Here is a 17,955-nt window from a genome sequence, read left to right on the forward strand (position 1 = left end):
CATGATCGTCCTGGCTGCTCCCTCAATTTGCCTCACATGGAGTACCTGGGATGGGCTGCGTGTCGACGGGTCGTGATACCGGTAGGACCGGGCGTGGCATTTCACTGCAATGGCTGGTGGCGCTGGCCATCGTGCTGGGCATGCTGTTGCTGGGTGCCGCCCTGGCCTGGCAGGGCTATCGCGGTATCCGCCAGACCTTGGTAGCCGCCGCCGGCGATACAGCCCAGCAGGTGGGCAAGACCATCGACGAGCGCGCCCGGCGCCTGATCGACCCGGTGCAAAGCAGCATCCGCCTGCTGGCCCACAACCCTGCTGCGCATACCCAGGCGCAGCGCCTGGAAAGGCTGCCGCAACTGGTCGAAACCCTGAATGCCAACCGCATGCTCAGTGCCGCCTACATGGGCTACCCCAGCGGCGATTTCCTGTTGGTGCGCCGGCTGCGTGACCCGCAGTTGCTGCAGCGCTTCGCCGCGCCGCCGGGCACGGCGTTTCTGGTGCAGCGTGTCAGCCGTGGCGAGGGCGGGGTGGTGCAGGGCGAGTGGCGCTACTACGACCAGGCGTTGAACCTGTTGCAGGCCAAAGCCAAACCCGAATACCGCTACGATCCGCGCACACGCCCGTGGTTCGCCGAAGCCAGTGCGCAGCCCGCCACTGTGCTGACGCCGCCGTACGTGTTCTTCACTACCCGCGAAATCGGCCTGACCCTGGCGCAGCGCAGCGTTGACGGAGAAACGGTGATCGGCATGGATGTTTCGGTCAACGACCTGGCCAGCGAAACCCAGGGCTTGCGCATCACCCCCGGCACCGAAATTGCCGTGCTCGACGACCAGGGCAATGTTGTGGCCTACCCGGACTTGCAGCGGGTGATCGTGCATGAAGGGCAGGGCGTGCGCCTGTCGCGCATCAGCGAGCTGAACATTGCAAGCCTGCAGCACCTGTACGCTGACCTGCCGTCAGGCACGCAGGCACAGCCTTATCAGGTGGACGGCCAGACCTGGTATGGCATGCGCATTCCGCTGACCAGCCTGGCCGGGCAGGATCTGCAGGTGTTGATTGCCGTGCCAGGCCATGAACTGCTGGCCGGTGCGCGCCAGGTGTTGTTCGAGCAGTTGCTCTGGACCTTGGCGTTGATGGCCGTGCTGCTGGTGCTTGGCGGTGTGCTCGGCCGGCGTATCGTCCGCCCGCTGAAGGTGCTGGCTGAACAGGTGCAGGGCTTGGCCAGCTTTGATTTCAGCCGCGAAGTGGGGGTGAAATCGCAGGTGTCCGAAGTACGAGAGCTGAGCCATGTATTGAGCCGCATGGCCGGCACCATTCGCGGTTTCCAGGCCATTACCCTCACGCTCAGCCGCGAGCGCGACCTGGCGCGTATGCTCGACGGCGTCCTGGCTCACCTGGTGCACGCTGCCGGGGTCGAGGCCGGTGTGGTGTATTTGTTCGACGCCGAGCACGCGCTGCTGCGCCTGGCCGCCGCCTGCCGGGGTGAGCAGTACCCCGGCGAGCTTGCCGTGGATGAGGGCGCCCGGTGCACGCTGGCCGCAGCGGTGACGCAGGCCCTCGGCCTGGACGAGCGCAGCCAGGCCGTGGTGCTGAAAGACCGTAGCCAGGCGCTGCTGGGCATTCTGGTGCTGCAACTGGATGAAGCGCAGGCGCGCGACCAGCTGGGCCAACCGTTCCGGCAATTTGTCGAAGAGCTATCTGGTGTGGCGGCAGTGGCCATCGAGACACGCCAGCTGGCCGAAGCCCAGCAACGCCTGATGGATGCCATGATCAAGCTGCTGGCCGACGCCATCGATGCCAAAAGCCCCTACACCGGCGGCCACTGCGAGCGTGTGCCGCAACTGGCGCAGATGCTGCTGGACCAGGTGGTGGCCGCCGACAGCGGCCCCTATGCCAGCTTCAGCATGACTGAAGCCGAACGCTACGAATTTCGCGTAGCGGCCTGGCTGCACGACTGCGGCAAGGTCACCAGCCCGGAGTACGTGGTGGACAAGGCGACCAAGCTGGAGACCCTGTACAACCGTATCCATGAAGTACGCATGCGGTTTGAAGTGCTGTGGCGTGATGCCGAACTGGCCTACTGGCAAGGTTTGGCCAGCGGCGCCGACCCGCAGGTGCTGCAAGCCACGCTAGCCCGCAGCCAGGCCCGGCTGCAGGATGACTTCGCCTTTGTCGCCCAGGCCAACATCGGCGGCGAGTTCATGCAGGATGCCGATATCGAACGCCTGCAACAGATCAGCCAGCAGCGCTGGCGGCGCCACTTCGACAACCGCCTGGGCATCTCCCGCGATGAGGCTCAGCGCTATTCCGGCGTGCCGCAACCCGTGCTGCCGGTAGACGAACCGCTGCTGGCCGACCGCCCCGAGCATCGTGTGCCCTGGGGCGAGCGCACGCCCCCGGTGACCAAGGGCGACCCGTGCAACCGATGGGGCTTCGACATGCGCCTGCCAGCCCACGCCAGCAACCACGGCGAGCTGTATAACCTGTCGATCCGGCGCGGCACGCTGAATGACGAGGAGCGCTTCAAGATCAACGAGCACATCGTGCAAACCATCATCATGCTCAGCTCGCTGCCGTTTCCGCGTCAGATGAGACGCGTACCGGCCATCGCCGGCAACCACCACGAGAAACTGGATGGCAGCGGCTACCCACGCCGGCTGGGTGAGCATGACCTGGGCATTGCCGAGCGGGTAATGGCCATTGCCGACATATTTGAAGCACTGACGGCGGCCGACCGGCCTTACAAACCGCCGAAGACGTTGTCCGAATCGGTGAAGATCCTGGTGTTCATGGCCCGTGACCGGCACATCGACGGGCAACTGCTGGAGTTGTTCCTCAGCAGCGGGGTGTACCGCCAGTATGCCGAGCAGTTCCTGCGTGCCGAGCAGATCGACGAGGTGGATGTGCCGTACTGGCTGGCGCAGATGCGCTGCCCGGCCTGAGTACTAGCGCGAACCCAGGCGCTTGTACAAGGTGGTACGGGAGATACCCAGCGCCTTGGCGGCGGCACTGACATTGCCCTCATGGGCCAGCAAAGCGCGCTCGATCACATCGTGGGTGGCGTCTGAAAGCGAGCGCGGCGGCGCGACCGGCTGGCCTTGCAGGTCTTCTGGCAGGTGCTGCACGCCTATGCTGGGCTCACCCGCGGCCAGCACACCGACCAGCCGCGCCACGTTCTCCAGTTGCCGCAGGTTGCCCGGCCAGTGGTACGCCAGCAGCCGGCGCCTGGCCTCGGCCTGCAGCGGCGCAAAGCCCGGACGCTGGAAGAAGGCTTCGATCAGTTGCTGTTTATCCAGGCGCTGCTCCAGACCGGGCAGGCTGACACGCAGGCCGTCCAGGCGGTAGAACAGGTCTTCGCGAAAACCACCGTTGGCTACCAGCGCGCCAAGGTCTTTGTGTGTGGCTGCGACAATGTGTGCGTTGAAGGGCGCTGCCGTGGTGCTGCCAATGCGGGTGACCTGCCGTTCCTGCAGTGCCCGCAGCAACCGGCTTTGCAGGGCCAGCGGCATGTCGCCAATTTCGTCGAGCAGCAGGATCCCGTCCCCGGCCGACTCCAGCAGGCCCATGGCACCACCTTTGCGGGCGCCAGTGAAGCTGCCTTCGGTATAGCCGAACAGCTCGGCTTCGATCAGGCTTTCGGGCAGGGCCGCGCAGTTGATCGCAACGAACGGGGCCTGAGGACAGCAGTGGGCATGCAGGGCTTTGGCGAACACTTCCTTGCCGCAACCGGTTGGCCCGGTGATCAGCACCGGCAAGTGACCGGTCACGGCCTTGCAGGCATCTTCGAAGCGGGCATTTACCCGCCGATCGCTGCCCAGCGGCGTGTGGCTGGGCCGAAGTGGCCGAGTCTTGGCCGCAGGTTGTGCCAACAGCCGACCATACAGGCGCGAGCCATCGGCCAGGGCCAGCAACTGCGGCGAACCGTCGAGGCCGTTGTGGCCGGGGCGGTCAAACAGGTGCTCCAGGGTCAGCCCCTCAGGGCGGTAGTCGGGCACCCCCAGCAATTGTTGCGCGGCGCGGTTGGCCGCGTACACCGTGCCATCGTCTTGCACGGCCAGCAGCGCCTGCAGCGGCGAGCCAAGCAGCCTGGGGTCGTGTTGCAGTTCCAGGATGCGGCAGCCCGGCAACGCGTGGAAAAAGTTGTTCTCGGTGGCCAGCGCCGCATGCTTGAGGCGTTCGAGCATGGTCCCGGCATTACGGGTGCCGATACCGGTCAGGTCCAGCGCCCCCAGCAGCTCGCCATTCACCCCGCGCAGCGGCACGCTGACGCAGAAAAACCGGGCAAACTCCTGCAGGTAATGCTGGTTGCCGGCCACGATGGCCGGCAGGCCGTCCATCAGCGTACAGGCCGGGGCAGTGGTGCCGACGTCCACCTCGCTGACCCTGCGCCCGGCGTGCAGGGCCGACAGCGGGCTGTCGATGCCGCCCGGCTTGCGCGTTTGCACAATACGGTTTTCCGGGTTGACGCAAAACAGCATCCAGTGGGAGTCGCCAATCAGCTCCCACAAGCGCTCCAGCTCGGGCTGCACGCAGGCGGCCAGCTGGGTGTCTGCGTCGGTCAGTGCCTGCACATCCAGCTGCCCGCGCGCCAGGCGTGGCTGCCAGGGGCTGAGCCCGGCAGCCCTGGAGCGCTCCCACGAGCGCTCGATAGGCTCGGGCAGTAGCCCGGTGGGCAGTGGCAAACCGTCGGCAAACTGCTGGCGGGCGCTGTGCAGCTGGAGTTGTAGGCGATCCATGGGTACACCTTGTGAGGGTTGACGGCACGCTACTGACTGCGCACGTTGCGCCGCTGCCAGCAGCGCGTCAAGGCTGGCGGGCCAATCAGAACAGCAACAGCGCTCGCAGGTTGACCCCGGTGTCTTCCTGGAAACCGCCGATCACGCGGGTGTCGTGGGTCAGCTGGCCGCCCAGTTGTACGGTCTTGCCGACCATCTGCTGGAACTCCAGGCGCACTTGCTGCACTTCGGTCTTCTGCCCGGTGTAGTCGCCTGACAGGTGCTGCTTGCCACCCTCGCTGGCTGAGAAGCCCAGGGCCAGGCGCTGGGCCGGGTTGAAGTCATAGCGCAGGTTGGTCTGCAGCTGGTAGGTCGGGTCCTGGCGCAAGGTCTGGCTGCCGCTGCCGGCCTTGTCATTGCTGCCGTAGAACACGGCATCGGCATACCACTCCATCGACCAGCGGCCCCACAGCGGCTCCACCCAGCCCAGTTGCAAGTCGCCTTTCCAGCGGTTTTCGCCTAGGTTCACACCCGCGTCGCGGTCATACTGCCCCCATGGCAGGTACAGCAGCGGGGTGATGCCGAAGTAGCGGCCACTGGCACCCACGCCCGGCTGGTTCACCAGCCAGAACGTGGCGCCGATGATCGGGTCGGCCATGCCGCTGTTGCTGCCCAGCGGCTGCCCGCCCACCTTCACGTCGTAGACATGGCCGAAGGGCAGGAGTATTTGCGGGTCTACCGTGATGCCGCCGATTTCGGTGAAGTGAATCAGGCGCAGGATGCTGATGTTGGAGCGCAGGCGGGTGTTGTGTGTGGCGTCGGGCGCGCCGTCGCCGTTGAAGCGGTCGGCGCGGCTGAACTGCTGGTACCAGGCGGCGACGTTGGTGCCCGGCGGCAGCGCGGTGTAGTCACCGGCATTCACATCAACGGCCAAGGCTTTGGCCGAAACCAGCGCGCAGGCCAGCGCGCCCCAGGCAAGGCTGGAGAGTCGTGTCATGTCAGGGTTTCCCTTGTTCTTGTTATGGGGTGAGGGCAGCGCGTGGCTGCCCCCTGAGTGCTTATTTCTGGATGCGGATGATCGGCTTGAGGGTCAGGCCTTTTTCGCTGTCCTCGGCGGCCTGGTTGATCTGCTCGAAGTCGTAGAAGCGCACCAGCTTGTCGAAGGCGAAGCGGCCTTGCAGCTACAGGTTGACCAGCTCGGGGATGAACTTCTTCGGCACGCTGTCACCCTCGACGATGCCGCGGATGACCTTGCCGCCCAGCAACAGGTCGTTGACGTCGAATTGCGCGGTGGTGCCCAGCGGCGGCGCGCCCACCACCCCCAGCGCGCCCCGGCTGCCAAGGGCATCCACGGCCTGGCGCAGCACTTCCGGGCGCCCGGTGGACTCCAGGGCAAATTGCACGCCGCCGCCGGTGATTTCACGAATGGCGGCGACCGGGTCGGCCTCGCGGCTGTTGACCACATGGGTGGCGCCCAACTCCAGCGCCAGGGCCAGGCGCGAAGGCACCACGTCGACCGCGATGATGGTGGCGGCGCCTGCCACTTGTGCGGCCAGCACGGCCGAAAGGCCTACCGCACCGCCGCCGAATGCGGCAAAGGCGCTGCCGGGGGTGACTTTCAGCGAATTGATCACCGCACCTGCACCGGTCTGGATGCCGCAGCCCAGTGGGCCGAGCAGCTCGATGGGGGCTTCCTTGGGCACGCGTACGGTGTTGTTCTCACGCCCCAGTGCGTAGGTGGCGAACGACGACTGGGCGAAGAAGTGGTCATTCAGGGCGTGGCCCTGTTCGTCCTGCAGGGCATGCTCGCCTTCGGGGCTGGCGCCACTGAAGTTGCGCCCGAAAAAGTCATGGCAGTAGGCCGCCTGGCCGGCGTCGCAGGCCAGGCAGTGGCCGCAGTAGCCATAGGTCATCACCACATGGTCGCCCACGGCCAGGTTCTGCACCAGCGGGCCAACCGCCTCGACGATGCCCGAGCCCTCGTGGCCGAGTACCGCTGGCAGCGGCACGGGGTAATACTGATCGCGCACGATCATGTCGGTGTGGCACATGCCTGTGGCCACGATGCGTACCAGCACCTCGTCACCTTGCGGTGTACGAATGCGTGCCTGCTCCAGCACGAAGGGGGCGCCTTTGCCACGGGTAACGGCAGCCTGAATGGGGCGCAAAAGAGAGGTTGTCATTGTTATTGTTCTCCGGGGTTACAGGGGGTAGACAGGTGCTTCGCCCTTGAGGGTCAGCCATTGCCATTGGGTGAACTCTTCCCAGTTGGCGGCGCCACCGATGCTGGTGCCATTGCCGGATGCACCGACGCCGCCGAAGGGGTTGATGACCTCGTCGTTGACGGTCTGGTCGTTGATGTGCAGCAGCCCGGTACGCAGTTGCTCGCCCAGGCGCAGGGCACGGCCAGTGTCGCGCGACAAAATGGCAGCGCTCAGGCCGTAGTCGGTGTCGTTGGCCAGGTCCACCGCCTGCGCGTCAGTGTCGAACGGCACCACCACGGCCACGGGGCCGAAGATCTCTTCATGAAACGCCGGGTTGTCACGTTGAACGTTGCTGAGCACGGTCGGCTGGAAGAACAGCCCGTCTGCCGAACCACCGGTTGCCAGCGTCGCACCGGCAGCGTGTGCGGCCTCGACGATACGCAAGGCGTTGTCGCGCTGGGCGGCGTTGATCAGCGGGCCCAGGTGAACCTGGCCACTGGCCGGGTCACCCACGGTCAGGCTGCGCGCCTTGGCCACCAGGCGTTCGACGAAGGCGTCATAAATGCCGCGTTGCACCAGCACCCGGCCGGTCGACATGCAGATCTGCCCTTGGTGCAGGTACACCCCCCAGGTAGCGTTGGCGATGGCCAGGTCCAGGTCGGCATCGTCGAGGATGATCAGCGAGTTCTTGCCGCCGAGTTCCAGCGAGACCTTTTTCAGGTGGCGGCCGGCAGCCTCGCCAACCTTGCGGCCGGCTGCGGTAGAGCCGGTGAACTGGATCATTGCCACGCTGGGTGACGCGGTAAGTGCAGCACCGGCTTCTGCGCCGCCCGGCAGCACATGCAACACGCCCGCCGGCAAACCGGCCAGCTCGAAAATGCGGGCAATGACATGGCCGCCACACACAGCGGTGCGCGGGTCGGGTTTGAGCACGACCGCATTGCCCGTGGCCAGTGCCGGAGCAACCGCGCGCATGGCCAGGTACAGCGGGAAATTGAACGGCGAAATCACCCCGATCACACCCAACGGACGGCGCCGGGCGATGCTCAGGCGGCCGGCGCTGGACGGCAGTACTTCGCCCTGGCTGCGCGAGGGCAGGGCACAGGCTTCGTGCAGCGACTTGAGGGTGATGGACGCTTCAAAGCCGGCCTTGGCCTGAGTGGAGCCGCTTTCACGGACGATCCAGTCGGCGATTTCGGCCTGGTACTGCTCGGCGATGGCGGCGGCCTTGCGCAGGACTTTGGCTCGTTCATCGTAGGGCAGGGCATACCAGCTGCGCTGGGCCGTGGCGGCCACGCGGGCACTTTGCTCTACCTGCCTGGCCCCGGCGTTGGCCAGGGTACCCAGTGCCTGGCCATTGCCGGGTGAGGTGATTGCGGTAGCGGGCAGTTCGCCGGGTACCCAGGTACCGGTGAACAGCCGCTCATTCCAGAGTTCGTTGGGCAGTAAGGTATTCACGCAAAGCATCCTGTGTGTTGTTGTGTTCACGGATGCTTGTTGCAGGGGGCATGCCAACGCGTTGGACGTGCAAACTACCGGGCGCCGGTGCGCTGTACTGTTCACACGCTGAACAATGGCCAGTTTTCGTGATGTTCAGTTTCTGGACACTGTCAGGCCATTTCAGCCCAGCTCACTCATACGCCTGCACCCCGGCAATGTGCCGTCCGGCCACATAGCCAAAGGTCAGCGCTGGCCCCAGGTTGATGCCGCCCGACGGGTACCAGCCACCAAACACGCTGGCCATGTCGGTACCCGCCGCATAAAGGCCTGCGATGGGTTGCCCGGCTTCATCCAGCACCCGGGCACTGCCGTCGGTGCGCAACCCGGCAAAGGTACCAAAGCAGCCGGGCTGCACCTTCACCGCATAGAACGGCCCGTGCTCGATGGGCGCCACGCACGGGTTGGGGCCCTTGTGCTGCGGGTCGCCCTGTTTGCGGTTGAACGGCGTGGAACCACGGCCAAATGCCGGGTCCTGGCCATTTCGTGCATGTTTGTTGAAGTCGCTGACCGTGGCACGCAACCCGGCCGGCTCAATGCCACAGGCTTCCGCCAGCGCTTCAAGCGTGACACCCCGCTTGAGATAACCGCTGCGCACATGCGGCCACACCGGCAGCGGTGCCGGGCGGGCATGGCCCAGGCCAAACCGGCGCAAGAAGCGATGATCGCACACCAGCCACGAGCACACTTCTTCACCCTGCGGCACTGCCGCGACCATGGCCGACACATAGTCGTAATAGCCATGCGCTTCATTGACAAAGCGCTTGCCGTTGGCCAGCACGCCGATGATGCCCGGCTTGCCGCGCTCGATGATGTGCGGGAAGTGGCCGATGCTGCCATCGCGGTGCGGCACGCGCGACACCGGCGCCCAGGCCACCGGCGATTTCAGGTTGGTGGCCACCACGCCGCCGGCCGCCTCGCCAAGGCGCAGCCCGTCACCGGAACACCCCTGTGGCGGCAGGGCCAGGTTGTCGTGGCCGCTGGCATCGCGCGGGAACAGCTGCTGGCGCCGGGCGCTGTCGTTGGGGAAGCCACCTGCTGCAAGCACCACGGCCTTGGCGCGTATCTGTCGCTCGCCCTGCGGTGTGGCCACCCGAGCCCCGCACACCCGGCCATCTTCGATCAGCAGGCCTTTGGCCGGCGCCGATTCCTGCAGGTGCACACCCAGGTCCTGTGCCGATTTGGCCAGCCGCGCCACCAGTGCCACGCCGTTGACCAGGTGCATCGCCCGACCATACCGCGCCAGGTGATACAGGTGGCGGCCAAATCGCTTGCATACGTGCAGCAGTGCCTTGGGCGAACGGGTCATGTTGAGGAAGGCCGCCAGGTCGGCACCGGCCATGATCGGCATGCCCATGAACGAGGTTTCGCGCAGGGTCTTGCGCAGGCGTGGCAGCAAGGCACCCACCTCGCGGGCATCATAAGGCGCGGCGATCACCTGGTGCCCGCCCTGGGCTGCGCCCGGTGTGTCGCCATGCATGTCCGGGATGCCGTTGCCATCGGCAAACTGCAACGCCGTATGCTTCTCGAAAAACGCTACCATGTGCGGGCAAGCCTCAAGGAAGGCATCGACGCGCTCGGCGTTGTAGTGCGTCCCCAGTTCATGGCGCAGGTAAGTTCGCGGCTGCTCGATGTCCTCCACGATGCCGGCCCGCTGTGCCAGCGGGTTACGTGGCACCCACGCCCAGCCGCCGGACCAGGCGGTGGCACCGCCAAACACGGGCTCCTTCTCTACCACGATCACCCTCTGCCCATGCCAGGCCGCCGTCACGGCCGCAGCCAACCCGGCGGCGCCGGAGCCTATGACCAGTACATCGTATTCGGTATCCAGAGCAGCTGAGGGCATCGCGGCGTTCCTGTATTGTTATTAGAACAAGGTTCCATATTTTTATCGGCAGCACCTTTACCCGCAAGGGCATGGCAGCCTGGGTAGGCAACAACTGGGCGATAACCGGACACTTCAGCGCGACTTCGCTGTGGCCGCTATCGCTCATATGGAATCATCTTCTAGAATCCGCAAAAAAATCAGGGACCTGTAGTCATGGCTGGTAGTCAGATCGAACGCGCCTTCAGTCTTGTAGAAACCCTTACCGGCGAACCCCTGGGGCTGCCGTTGCAAACCCTGGCCGAGCGCCTGGACATTCCCAAAAGCGCCGCCCACCGCATGCTCACCGAGCTGGTGCGGCTGGGCTACGTGCGGCAGAACCGTGACAACAGCCGCTACCAACTGTCGGCCAAGCTGGTGGCGCTGGGATTCCGTTACCTGTCGAGCAACGGTGCCGACATCATTCAGCCTATTCTCGACCGCCTGGCCCAGGACAGCGGTGAGCTGGTGCGCCTTGGCGTGATCGACGGTGCCCGCCAGACCTGGATCGCCAAGTCTCAGGGCGCCCGTTCCGGGCTGCGCTACGACCCGGACATGGGCCGCGATGCGCCGCTGTTCTACACCGCGTCCGGGCATGCCTGGCTGGCCAGCCTGGACGATGAGCACGCGCTGCAGATGGTGTTGCGCCAAGGTATTGCCGACCCTGCACAGTTCGGCCCCAACGCACCGTGCTCCACCGACGAGCTGCTCGCCTACCTGCACCGTGCCCGCGAGCGTGGTTATGCCTGGGTCGAGGAAACCTCGGCCATCGGCACCTCGGCCCTGGCTGCCGTGGTGCGCCGCCCGCACACTGACGAGGTGATCGGCGTATTGAGCATTGCCGGGCCCAGTGCACGGATGGCGCAAAGCCGCCTGGCAGAGCTGGCGCCGCTACTGCTGGCTGCTGCACAAGAGCTGTCGGCGGCCAGCCGGGCAAGCGAATTGTTTGCCTGACACGCATTTCCGGTCGATTACCGAACAGCTTGTCCTGCGGGTTCTTCTGAAAAGCTGAACTTGGTTCTAAATTGTGCTGTATGAATTGTGGAATCGAATTCCACAATTCATACAACAACAATGACAAGAGGACAGGCTGTTGAACGCACCCCTTCGTATTGCCTTGATCGGCGCCGGCATCATGGGCCGCCAGCACTACCAGCACTTGCGCAATGTGCCACACGCCCAGCTGTGTGCGGTGGCCGACCCCGGCCCGCAGGCCGAGGCTTTTGCCGCCGAATGCGGCGTGCCCTGTTTTGCCGACCACCGGCAGATGCTGGAGCGCGCACGCCCCGAGGCAGTAATCGTTGCCAACCCGAACAACCTGCATGTGGCGACCGCCCTGGATTGCGTCGAAGCCGGCGTGCCGGTGCTGGTCGAAAAACCGGTGGGCGTGCACCTGGATGAGGTTCGCGCATTGGTAGAAGCATCGCGCCGTTGTGGCGTACCCGTATTGGTCGGCCATCACCGGCGGCACAACCCGCTGATCGCCAAGGCGCACCAGGTGATTGCCGACGGCAAGCTGGGCCGGTTGATCAATGTCACCGCGCTGTGGCAGCTGCAAAAACCCGACAGCTATTTCGAAACCCCATGGCGCCGCGAACCGGGCGCCGGCTTCCTGCTGACCAACCTGATCCACGACCTCGACCTGCTGCGCCATCTGTGCGGCGAGGTGGTACAGGTGCAGGCATTCACCCGTAACGATGTACGTGGGTTTGCCAACGAAGACAGCGCTGCGGTACTGCTGCAGTTCGCCAACGGCGCGCTGGGTAGCCTGACCGGCTCCGACGCGGTGGCGGCGCCGTGGAGCTGGGAGCTGGACGCTGGCGAAAGCCCGGTGTATCCGCGTCAGGATGGCCAGCCGTGCTACCTGCTGGCCGGCACCCAAGGGGCGCTGAGCATTCCCCAGCTCAAGCGCTGGCACTACGCCGAAGCGGGCTCGGGCTGGCACACGCCGCTGCTTCAAAGTGAGGAGAGCATTCCCGCCGGCGAGGCCTTGACCCTGCAGTTGCAGCACTTCGTGCGGGTTGCCCGGGGCGAACAGGCACCGCTGATCGATGCCGCCGACGGTGGCCGCACGCTGGCGCTGATCGAAGCGATCCGCCAGGCGGCGGAAACGGGCCGGGCCTGTGCGCCCGAGCACATCGCCTGACGCAACCTCTACTCTTTTGGTGACGATAAATGACTGACCGTATTTTCTCCCTTGCCGCCCTGACGGTACTCGAACTGTCCCCGCCAGAGATGGTCGAGGCGGCAGCCCGTGCCGGATACAGCCACGTTGGCCTGCGCCTGGTGCCCGCCACCGAGCAGGAGCAGCACTTCCCGCTGGTGGCTGATGCCGAGTTGCGCCGGCAGACGCAGGCGCGCCTGCGTGACACCGGCATCAAGGTGCTCGACCTGGAAATCCTGCGCCTGAAGCCGGAGACCTGTGTGGCTGATTTCGAACCGATTCTTGCGGTGGGCGCCGAATTGGGTGGCACTGAACTGCTGGTGGCAGGCAACGACCCCGATGAAGCACGCCTGACCGAGCGTTTTGCTGCCCTGTGTGAGCTGGCCGCGGGCTATGGCATTCACCCGCACCTGGAATTCATGCCCTGGACCGACGTACGTGACCTGCGCCAGGCCATGCGGGTGGTAGCCAACGCCGACCGCGCCAACGGCTGTGTGCTGGTGGACGCGTTCCATTTCAACCGCTCCCGGTCTTCACTGGGTGACCTGGCGCAACTGGCGCCGCAGCGCATGCGCTATGCCCAGCTGTGCGACGTTGCCGGCCCGGTACCGTCCGATATGGATGAGATCCTGCGCCAGGCACGTAACGAGCGACGCTTCCCGGGCGAGGGTGATGCCGACCTTGCAGGCTTGCTGCGCGCCTTGCCGTCGAACGTACCGCTAAGCCTGGAAATTCCCACGCGGCAGTTGCTGGAACAAGGCATCAGCGGCGAACAGCGCGCACGCATGGCGCTGGAGAAGGCCAAGGCTGTGTTGGCCACAGTCTGACTTCGAACAGGCAGCGCGCTCACACCGACGGCGCGCTGTCATGGCCTGATCACAAGGCCAAAAAAAGGGCCCGCAAGGGCCCCGTAGAGGAAAGTGGCTAGCGCACTCAGGCGCTTTCGACCTTGCGCGGTGCCATGAAGTACATCCACACCAGCGCCAGGAAGTACATGGCCGGAATCATGGTAAACAGCACGGCATAGTTGTTGTGGGTAGCGGTCAGCACGCTACCGACGATCTGCGTCATGAACATTCCGCCAATTGCCGCACACATGCTGCCAAAGCCGAACACCGTGCTCACCAGGTGCTTTGGCGTGTAGTCCATCACCAGGCTCCAGATATTCGCCGTCCACGCCTGGTGCGCGCCCACCGCCAGCGAGATGGCCGCCACCGCGACCCACAGGTCACTGGCGTTGGCGGCAAAGATGACGCTGAGCATGGTGCAGGCAAAGATCAACATGGATACCAGCCGCGCGGTGGTGGCACGCACGCCGCGTCCGATCAGCCACGACGACAGAATGCCGCCGCCGATGCTGCCAAAGTCCGCCGTCAGCCAGATGATGATCAGCGGGATACCCATCTGGGTCACGTTGATGCCCAGGCTGTACTGCTGGTTAAGAAACGGCGGCAGCCAATACAGGTAAAACCAGAACACCGGCGCGGTAATCGCATAGGCCACCGCAAAAGCCCAGGTCCCGCGCAGGCGCAGGATGCGGCTGAACGGCACGCGGGTCGGCTCGGGCTCGTCATCCTGCTGGATGTACTGCACCTCGCTCTGGCGTACGCTGGGGTGGTCTTCAGGGTTGTAGTACTTCAGCAGCCACAGCACCACCCACACCAGGCCCAGGCTGCCCATGGCGATGAAAGCGGCTTGCCAGCCCCACACGGCCAGAATCAGCGGTAGCAGGGCCGGGGTAACCATGGCGCCGACGTTGGTGCCGGCGTTGAACAGCCCGGTGGCAATCGCCCGCTCACCCGCGGGGAACCACAGCCGTACAGTCTTGACGCAGGCCGGGTAGTTGGCGGCCTCGGTCAGGCCCAGGATAAAGCGGCAGACCATGAAGCCGGCGGCCGAGGTCGCCAGGCCATGAGCACCGGTGGCCAGGCTCCACAGCAGCACGGCGAAGAAGAAGGCGCGTTTTACCCCCACCTTGTCGATCAGTCGGCCCTGCAGCAGAAAGCCGATCGCGTAGCCGACCTGGAACCAGAAGTTGATGTTGGCGTAGTCCATCGCCGTCCAGCTCATTTCCTTGGCCAGCACGGGTTGCATGATGCCGAGCGCGGCACGGTCGATGTAGTTCAGGGTGGTGGCGAAGAACACCAGGGCAAGCATGCCCCAACGGGTTTTGCCGACGCCGAACGCGCCGCGAAGCTTGTCGGCGATCGAACCCGGGTGCATCCGGGGTGCGGCGGGGGTGATCTTGGAGTGGTTCATAAACGGCTCGTTTCTTGAAATTGTATTCAGCTGCGGTACGACAGGTACGTGGCCGGTTCCCAGGCAGGGGGGCACGCAAGGCCGGTGCATGGTGCGCAGTGAAGATGGCAGCGTCAATTCACGAGACGGGCTACTGTTCGGTTATCGAACGGTTGCGAGGTGCAAAAGAGACTGGCTAACGTGCTGATAGTCGTTGTCAGTCTATGAGCCAACCCGGGTCACCCTCGACTAGCGTGCCTCCATGGCTGGTGGTGTCCCCCTCCCTTGCTGCGGGCTGGCCCTCGATGATCGTGCAAGCTGCGCCCGTTTCGATGACGGCGCCACAACTGATGCGGTCGCCCACACGCGCCACGGCTCTGCCATCCACGAAGGTTGCGCTTGCACCGGTTTGCACCGTGCCTTCGCCATGGATCGGGCAGCTGTGGCGATGGCCTACCAATACGATGGGTCTCATTTGCGCTTCCTTTTGTTGAGTTTAGCAGGGGCTTCTTCGAAGGCAGCAGGGGGCGGTGGCGCTGCTCGAACGTTGAACAGGCGGCAGATGCCGTACCAGCAAATGGCGACGGTGAGGTTGTAGGGAAACAGTACGGCCCAGAAGGGCAGTTGCCAGTTTTTCTTACCCTGCATTTCACCGGGCTCGCCGGTTCGCCAGGGGGCGTAGTGGCGCCAGGCTTCAGCCGGGGTCAGGCAGATGGCATGCAGGGGCTTGTGCCACCAGTTGGGTTCGCCGGGTGGGGGGAGTTTGTCGGGGCCGTGTGCCATGAAGTGGCGCAGGTATTCCCAGACTTCGGCGACGTGCCTGACGCCAGGCTCGGTGGGTTCGTTGCTGTCGACCCAGAGGCAGTCTTTTTGGTGGAGGCTGCCGTCTGCTCGGCGCGGGGCGAAGGCGAGGGCGTAGCTGGTGCTGAAGGATGAGCCACCGTATTCGGTGCGTTTGAAAAGGCCACCGCCGGTGTTGCTCCACTCAAAGACGAATACCTTGCGCAAGCGTTGATAGTAGATTTTTTGGGTTGAACGGTTGAGGCAAATGGTTGATAAACCCTTTATAAAGAAAATTCGATAAACCAAAAATGGCGTGAATACGAAGGGCGTTATTAAAAGCAAGAACATAAATATAATGTCTCTGTTGTATATGTCTGAGATGCGGGGTATTAGATAAGGGTAAGTGCCTATTAGTAGTGAAATTGTCATTGCGCAATATAATTTCCCCATAAACACGGAGTCTGTTACCCATGGGTTTCGCAGGCATAAGGTGTTCTCGGATACGCTTGCCAATTGCCCTCCAATTGCAGGTTTGTGGCCGGAGTCTGACGTTGAGTTGAATATCCAGATGGTTGCCACGATTAGCGCTCCAGACGAAAAATTGAAAGAATCTCATTGTCTTCGTCCAGCCCTTGGTTGGCACTGTAAGTTAGATGCAGTGAGACATGATTTTGGTTAACCAGTGTGTTCTCGAAATGCAGAACCAAACCAGCGCTTACGATGTGGCTGGTCGGGGTGATAGGGAATACGTCCATTCCTTGGTCGTCACGGAGGGTACTCAAGCTTCCTGACCATTCGCTTACCCCCAGCACGAAGCCAGGCAGCAGCACTGTGAACTCAACGGTTGGTTGAGGTGTGGCTACTTCATTGTGTGTAATGGCTGTCCAGTTTGGCGGAGACCAGTGATCGTTCTGATGCCATCGGGTGTCGACTTTAGTTATGCCGAGTGACAGGGCCTGCTCGGCGGACAGTAGTTTGGGTCCGTAATGGTCATTGTGCCAGGCTTTGAGTTCGGCTTTTAGCGAGGCGAAAGCAGGAAGTTTCTGCTCATAGTCCAAGGTAATGTCAGAGCGTACCTCTCCATCATTGACTCGATTGCCGAAAACACTACGTGCTGCCCACAGCTCAATTGCGCTATGAAGGCGCTCATGTGCCTTGGCGTGCAGGTACAGGCCTCCTGCAATGATGGCTACGCCTACGAGGACCAGAGCAGCTGCGGCCCATCCGGCAAAAGGTACTACCGACGTAGCGCCTGCGACTGCAAGTCCGGCTTCGAGGGTGACAGCAGAGCCGATGGCCATGGTTAATCCGCCAGCAATTGTATATCTGCCTGCCGTAGAGTCACCGTTATCGGACTGGCGCAATCCCTTGGACCAGTCCGATACGACACCAAATGCTATTGCCGGATAACCAACCAAGCGCGCAAACAGATTGCTGCTTAGAAACTTGATAATTCCGTTGCCAAACGCCATCCCCGGTGCTGTCGAACTTAATCTCAGCATCACGGCCTTCTGCGTCGCCCTTACGCTGACCAGCGTCGCCGCTGCTGCACCGATCACCCCGAAAATCGACGAAGCAAAACCCAAGGTGTATTCCGGAGCATTGCTCTTTTGCAGGCTGTTGTAGGCCGTCTGGAGCGATAGGATGTTGTACCACAGCATCCCCGCGTTCAAACCACCGCCTCCGCCCGAGGTGAGCATTCCGAGAAAGTTGGGTTTCACCCGTGCAGTGGTGGTCAGTTCGATCGAGATCGTCCGGCTCCCCGAAATGCGCAGCTGTTTCATCTCTTCAACCTGCGCCATGCCATTCTTCAGGTACTTCTCCACCTCCTGGCTGAACGGATTGTTCTTGATGGCCTGCTCGGTGATCCGGTAACGCGCTGCCAACAACCCCAGCGCTTTCTCGGCATTCGCTTCACGCGCCGCCAACAACACCTGCTGGCGCAGGCCATGGCTGGCATCCCAGCGGGTTTGCCCGCGCAGGCGTTTGAGCACCACGGTATTGACCGACTGGGCGGTAAGGTCGGTGATGTTGGCCATGGCCGGGAAGCGACCGGCCAGCCCCTCGATCACATTGTCGATGGCGCCGAACAGGCTGCCGATCGAATCGGCCTTGTCCTTGAACGGGTTGAACGGCGCCAGGGCGGTGTACAGCGGGCTGTCGTCCCGGTCCAGCCACTGCTCCAGGCGTTTGAAACGCCGATCCTGATCTTCGGCGCCCGGCGTCGGTTGGCCCATCGGGTGAATCAGCAGCGCCAGGGAGATTTCCAGGCCTCGGGCGGACACGATTTCGTCGCGGTCGTAGCAGGCCAGGGCGGCGGCCAGGCTGTAGGGGTTGTCGATATGCTCGGGCTCGGCCGTCGCCAGCCAGGCGTCATGGTCGTTGCTGGCGTGCAAGGCCTGGTTGCGCAGGGCGGCCATCCGGCGTCCCAGCTCGTCGCGTTCGGCGAGGAAGCGCCGGTATTTGTCCAGATCGAGGCGCTGCGCCAGGCGT

12 protein-coding genes and 2 pseudogenes are annotated in these 17,955 nt (G+C 63.8%); 4 read left to right on the forward strand and 10 right to left on the reverse strand.

The genetic code is table 11. The features are described from left to right. The first annotated feature begins 50 nt into the window (after window positions 1-50). The gene (locus tag A0O30_RS25025) at window positions 51-2,939 is read left to right on the forward strand and encodes an HD domain-containing phosphohydrolase (RefSeq protein ID WP_105948450.1); all 2,889 of its coding nucleotides are present in this window, start codon (window positions 51-53) and stop codon (window positions 2,937-2,939) included. A gap of 3 nt (window positions 2,940-2,942) precedes the next feature. On the opposite strand, the gene A0O30_RS28300 is transcribed toward A0O30_RS25025, so the two are convergent. The 6 genes and pseudogenes from A0O30_RS28300 to A0O30_RS25050 form a co-directional block, all read right to left on the reverse strand. Then, window positions 2,943-3,029 carry a helix-turn-helix domain-containing protein gene (locus A0O30_RS28300; protein ID WP_371920925.1) on the reverse strand — a complete coding sequence of 29 codons (87 nt, stop codon included), beginning with the start codon at window positions 3,027-3,029 and terminating at the stop codon, window positions 2,943-2,945. Between the two features lie 285 nt (window positions 3,030-3,314). After that, window positions 3,315-4,733: pseudogene (locus A0O30_RS27915) on the reverse strand (sigma-54-dependent Fis family transcriptional regulator); the annotation flags it as partial. 85 nt (window positions 4,734-4,818) lie between these two features. Further along, entirely contained in the window at window positions 4,819-5,709 is an 891-nt protein-coding gene (locus A0O30_RS25035) for a transporter (protein ID WP_105948451.1), read from the reverse strand. A gap of 61 nt (window positions 5,710-5,770) precedes the next feature. Further along, a pseudogene (locus A0O30_RS25040) lies at window positions 5,771-6,895 on the reverse strand (NAD(P)-dependent alcohol dehydrogenase). An 18-nt stretch (window positions 6,896-6,913) separates the two neighbouring features. After that, window positions 6,914-8,383, reverse strand: coding sequence for a benzaldehyde dehydrogenase (locus A0O30_RS25045; RefSeq protein ID WP_177410310.1), 1,470 nt, complete (start codon window positions 8,381-8,383; stop codon window positions 6,914-6,916). Window positions 8,384-8,546: 163 nt separating this feature from the next. Further along, complete coding sequence (locus A0O30_RS25050) at window positions 8,547-10,259, reverse strand: FAD-dependent oxidoreductase (RefSeq protein ID WP_105948453.1); 1,713 nt, start codon at window positions 10,257-10,259, stop codon at window positions 8,547-8,549. A 195-nt stretch (window positions 10,260-10,454) separates the two neighbouring features. Between A0O30_RS25050 and A0O30_RS25055 the strand changes: the two genes are divergently transcribed. From A0O30_RS25055 to A0O30_RS25065, 3 genes are all read left to right on the forward strand, one after another. Next, window positions 10,455-11,231, forward strand: a complete 777-nt coding sequence (locus tag A0O30_RS25055) for an IclR family transcriptional regulator (protein ID WP_105948454.1) — start codon at window positions 10,455-10,457, stop codon at window positions 11,229-11,231. Between the two features lie 139 nt (window positions 11,232-11,370). Next, entirely contained in the window at window positions 11,371-12,423 is a 1,053-nt protein-coding gene (locus A0O30_RS25060) for a Gfo/Idh/MocA family protein (RefSeq protein WP_082426399.1), read from the forward strand. Window positions 12,424-12,452: 29 nt separating this feature from the next. Next, window positions 12,453-13,268 (forward strand): sugar phosphate isomerase/epimerase, encoded by an 816-nt coding sequence (locus A0O30_RS25065; RefSeq protein WP_105948455.1) that lies wholly within the window; start codon window positions 12,453-12,455, stop codon window positions 13,266-13,268. A 106-nt stretch (window positions 13,269-13,374) separates the two neighbouring features. Here A0O30_RS25065 and A0O30_RS25070 read toward each other — a convergent pair whose 3' ends face one another. From A0O30_RS25070 to A0O30_RS25085, 4 genes are all read right to left on the reverse strand, one after another. Beyond that, window positions 13,375-14,664 carry an MFS transporter gene (locus A0O30_RS25070; RefSeq protein ID WP_371921637.1) on the reverse strand — a complete coding sequence of 430 codons (1,290 nt, stop codon included), beginning with the start codon at window positions 14,662-14,664 and terminating at the stop codon, window positions 13,375-13,377. A 232-nt stretch (window positions 14,665-14,896) separates the two neighbouring features. Then, the gene (locus A0O30_RS25075) at window positions 14,897-15,154 is read right to left on the reverse strand and encodes a PAAR domain-containing protein (RefSeq protein WP_016711089.1); all 258 of its coding nucleotides are present in this window, start codon (window positions 15,152-15,154) and stop codon (window positions 14,897-14,899) included. Beyond that, a complete protein-coding gene (locus tag A0O30_RS25080; RefSeq protein WP_105948457.1) occupies window positions 15,151-16,041 on the reverse strand; it encodes a DUF6708 domain-containing protein in 891 nt (296 codons plus the stop codon). The genes A0O30_RS25075 and A0O30_RS25080 overlap by 4 nt, the downstream gene beginning before the upstream one ends. 2 nt (window positions 16,042-16,043) lie before the next feature. Beyond that, the coding region (locus A0O30_RS25085; protein ID WP_305891560.1) for a T6SS effector BTH_I2691 family protein at window positions 16,044-17,955 on the reverse strand (1,912 nt) is incomplete at its 5' end.

The organism is Pseudomonas sp. LLC-1 (assembly GCF_002992185.1).
Lineage (GTDB): Bacteria > Pseudomonadota > Gammaproteobacteria > Pseudomonadales > Pseudomonadaceae > Aquipseudomonas > Aquipseudomonas monteilii.

Coding starts and splice junctions, on each gene's coding strand:
- A0O30_RS25025 (WP_105948450.1), top strand. CDS start 51: ATGGGCTGCGTGTCGACGGGTCGTGATACCGGTAGGACCGGGCGTGGC.
- A0O30_RS25055 (WP_105948454.1), top strand. CDS start 10,455: ATGGCTGGTAGTCAGATCGAACGCGCCTTCAGTCTTGTAGAAACCCTT.
- A0O30_RS25075 (WP_016711089.1), bottom strand. CDS start 15,154: ATGAGACCCATCGTATTGGTAGGCCATCGCCACAGCTGCCCGATCCAT.
- A0O30_RS25035 (WP_105948451.1), bottom strand. CDS start 5,709: ATGACACGACTCTCCAGCCTTGCCTGGGGCGCGCTGGCCTGCGCGCTG.
- A0O30_RS25050 (WP_105948453.1), bottom strand. CDS start 10,259: ATGCCCTCAGCTGCTCTGGATACCGAATACGATGTACTGGTCATAGGC.
- A0O30_RS25045 (WP_177410310.1), bottom strand. CDS start 8,383: ATGCTTTGCGTGAATACCTTACTGCCCAACGAACTCTGGAATGAGCGG.
- A0O30_RS25065 (WP_105948455.1), top strand. CDS start 12,453: ATGACTGACCGTATTTTCTCCCTTGCCGCCCTGACGGTACTCGAACTG.
- A0O30_RS25070 (WP_371921637.1), bottom strand. CDS start 14,664: ATGCACCCGGGTTCGATCGCCGACAAGCTTCGCGGCGCGTTCGGCGTC.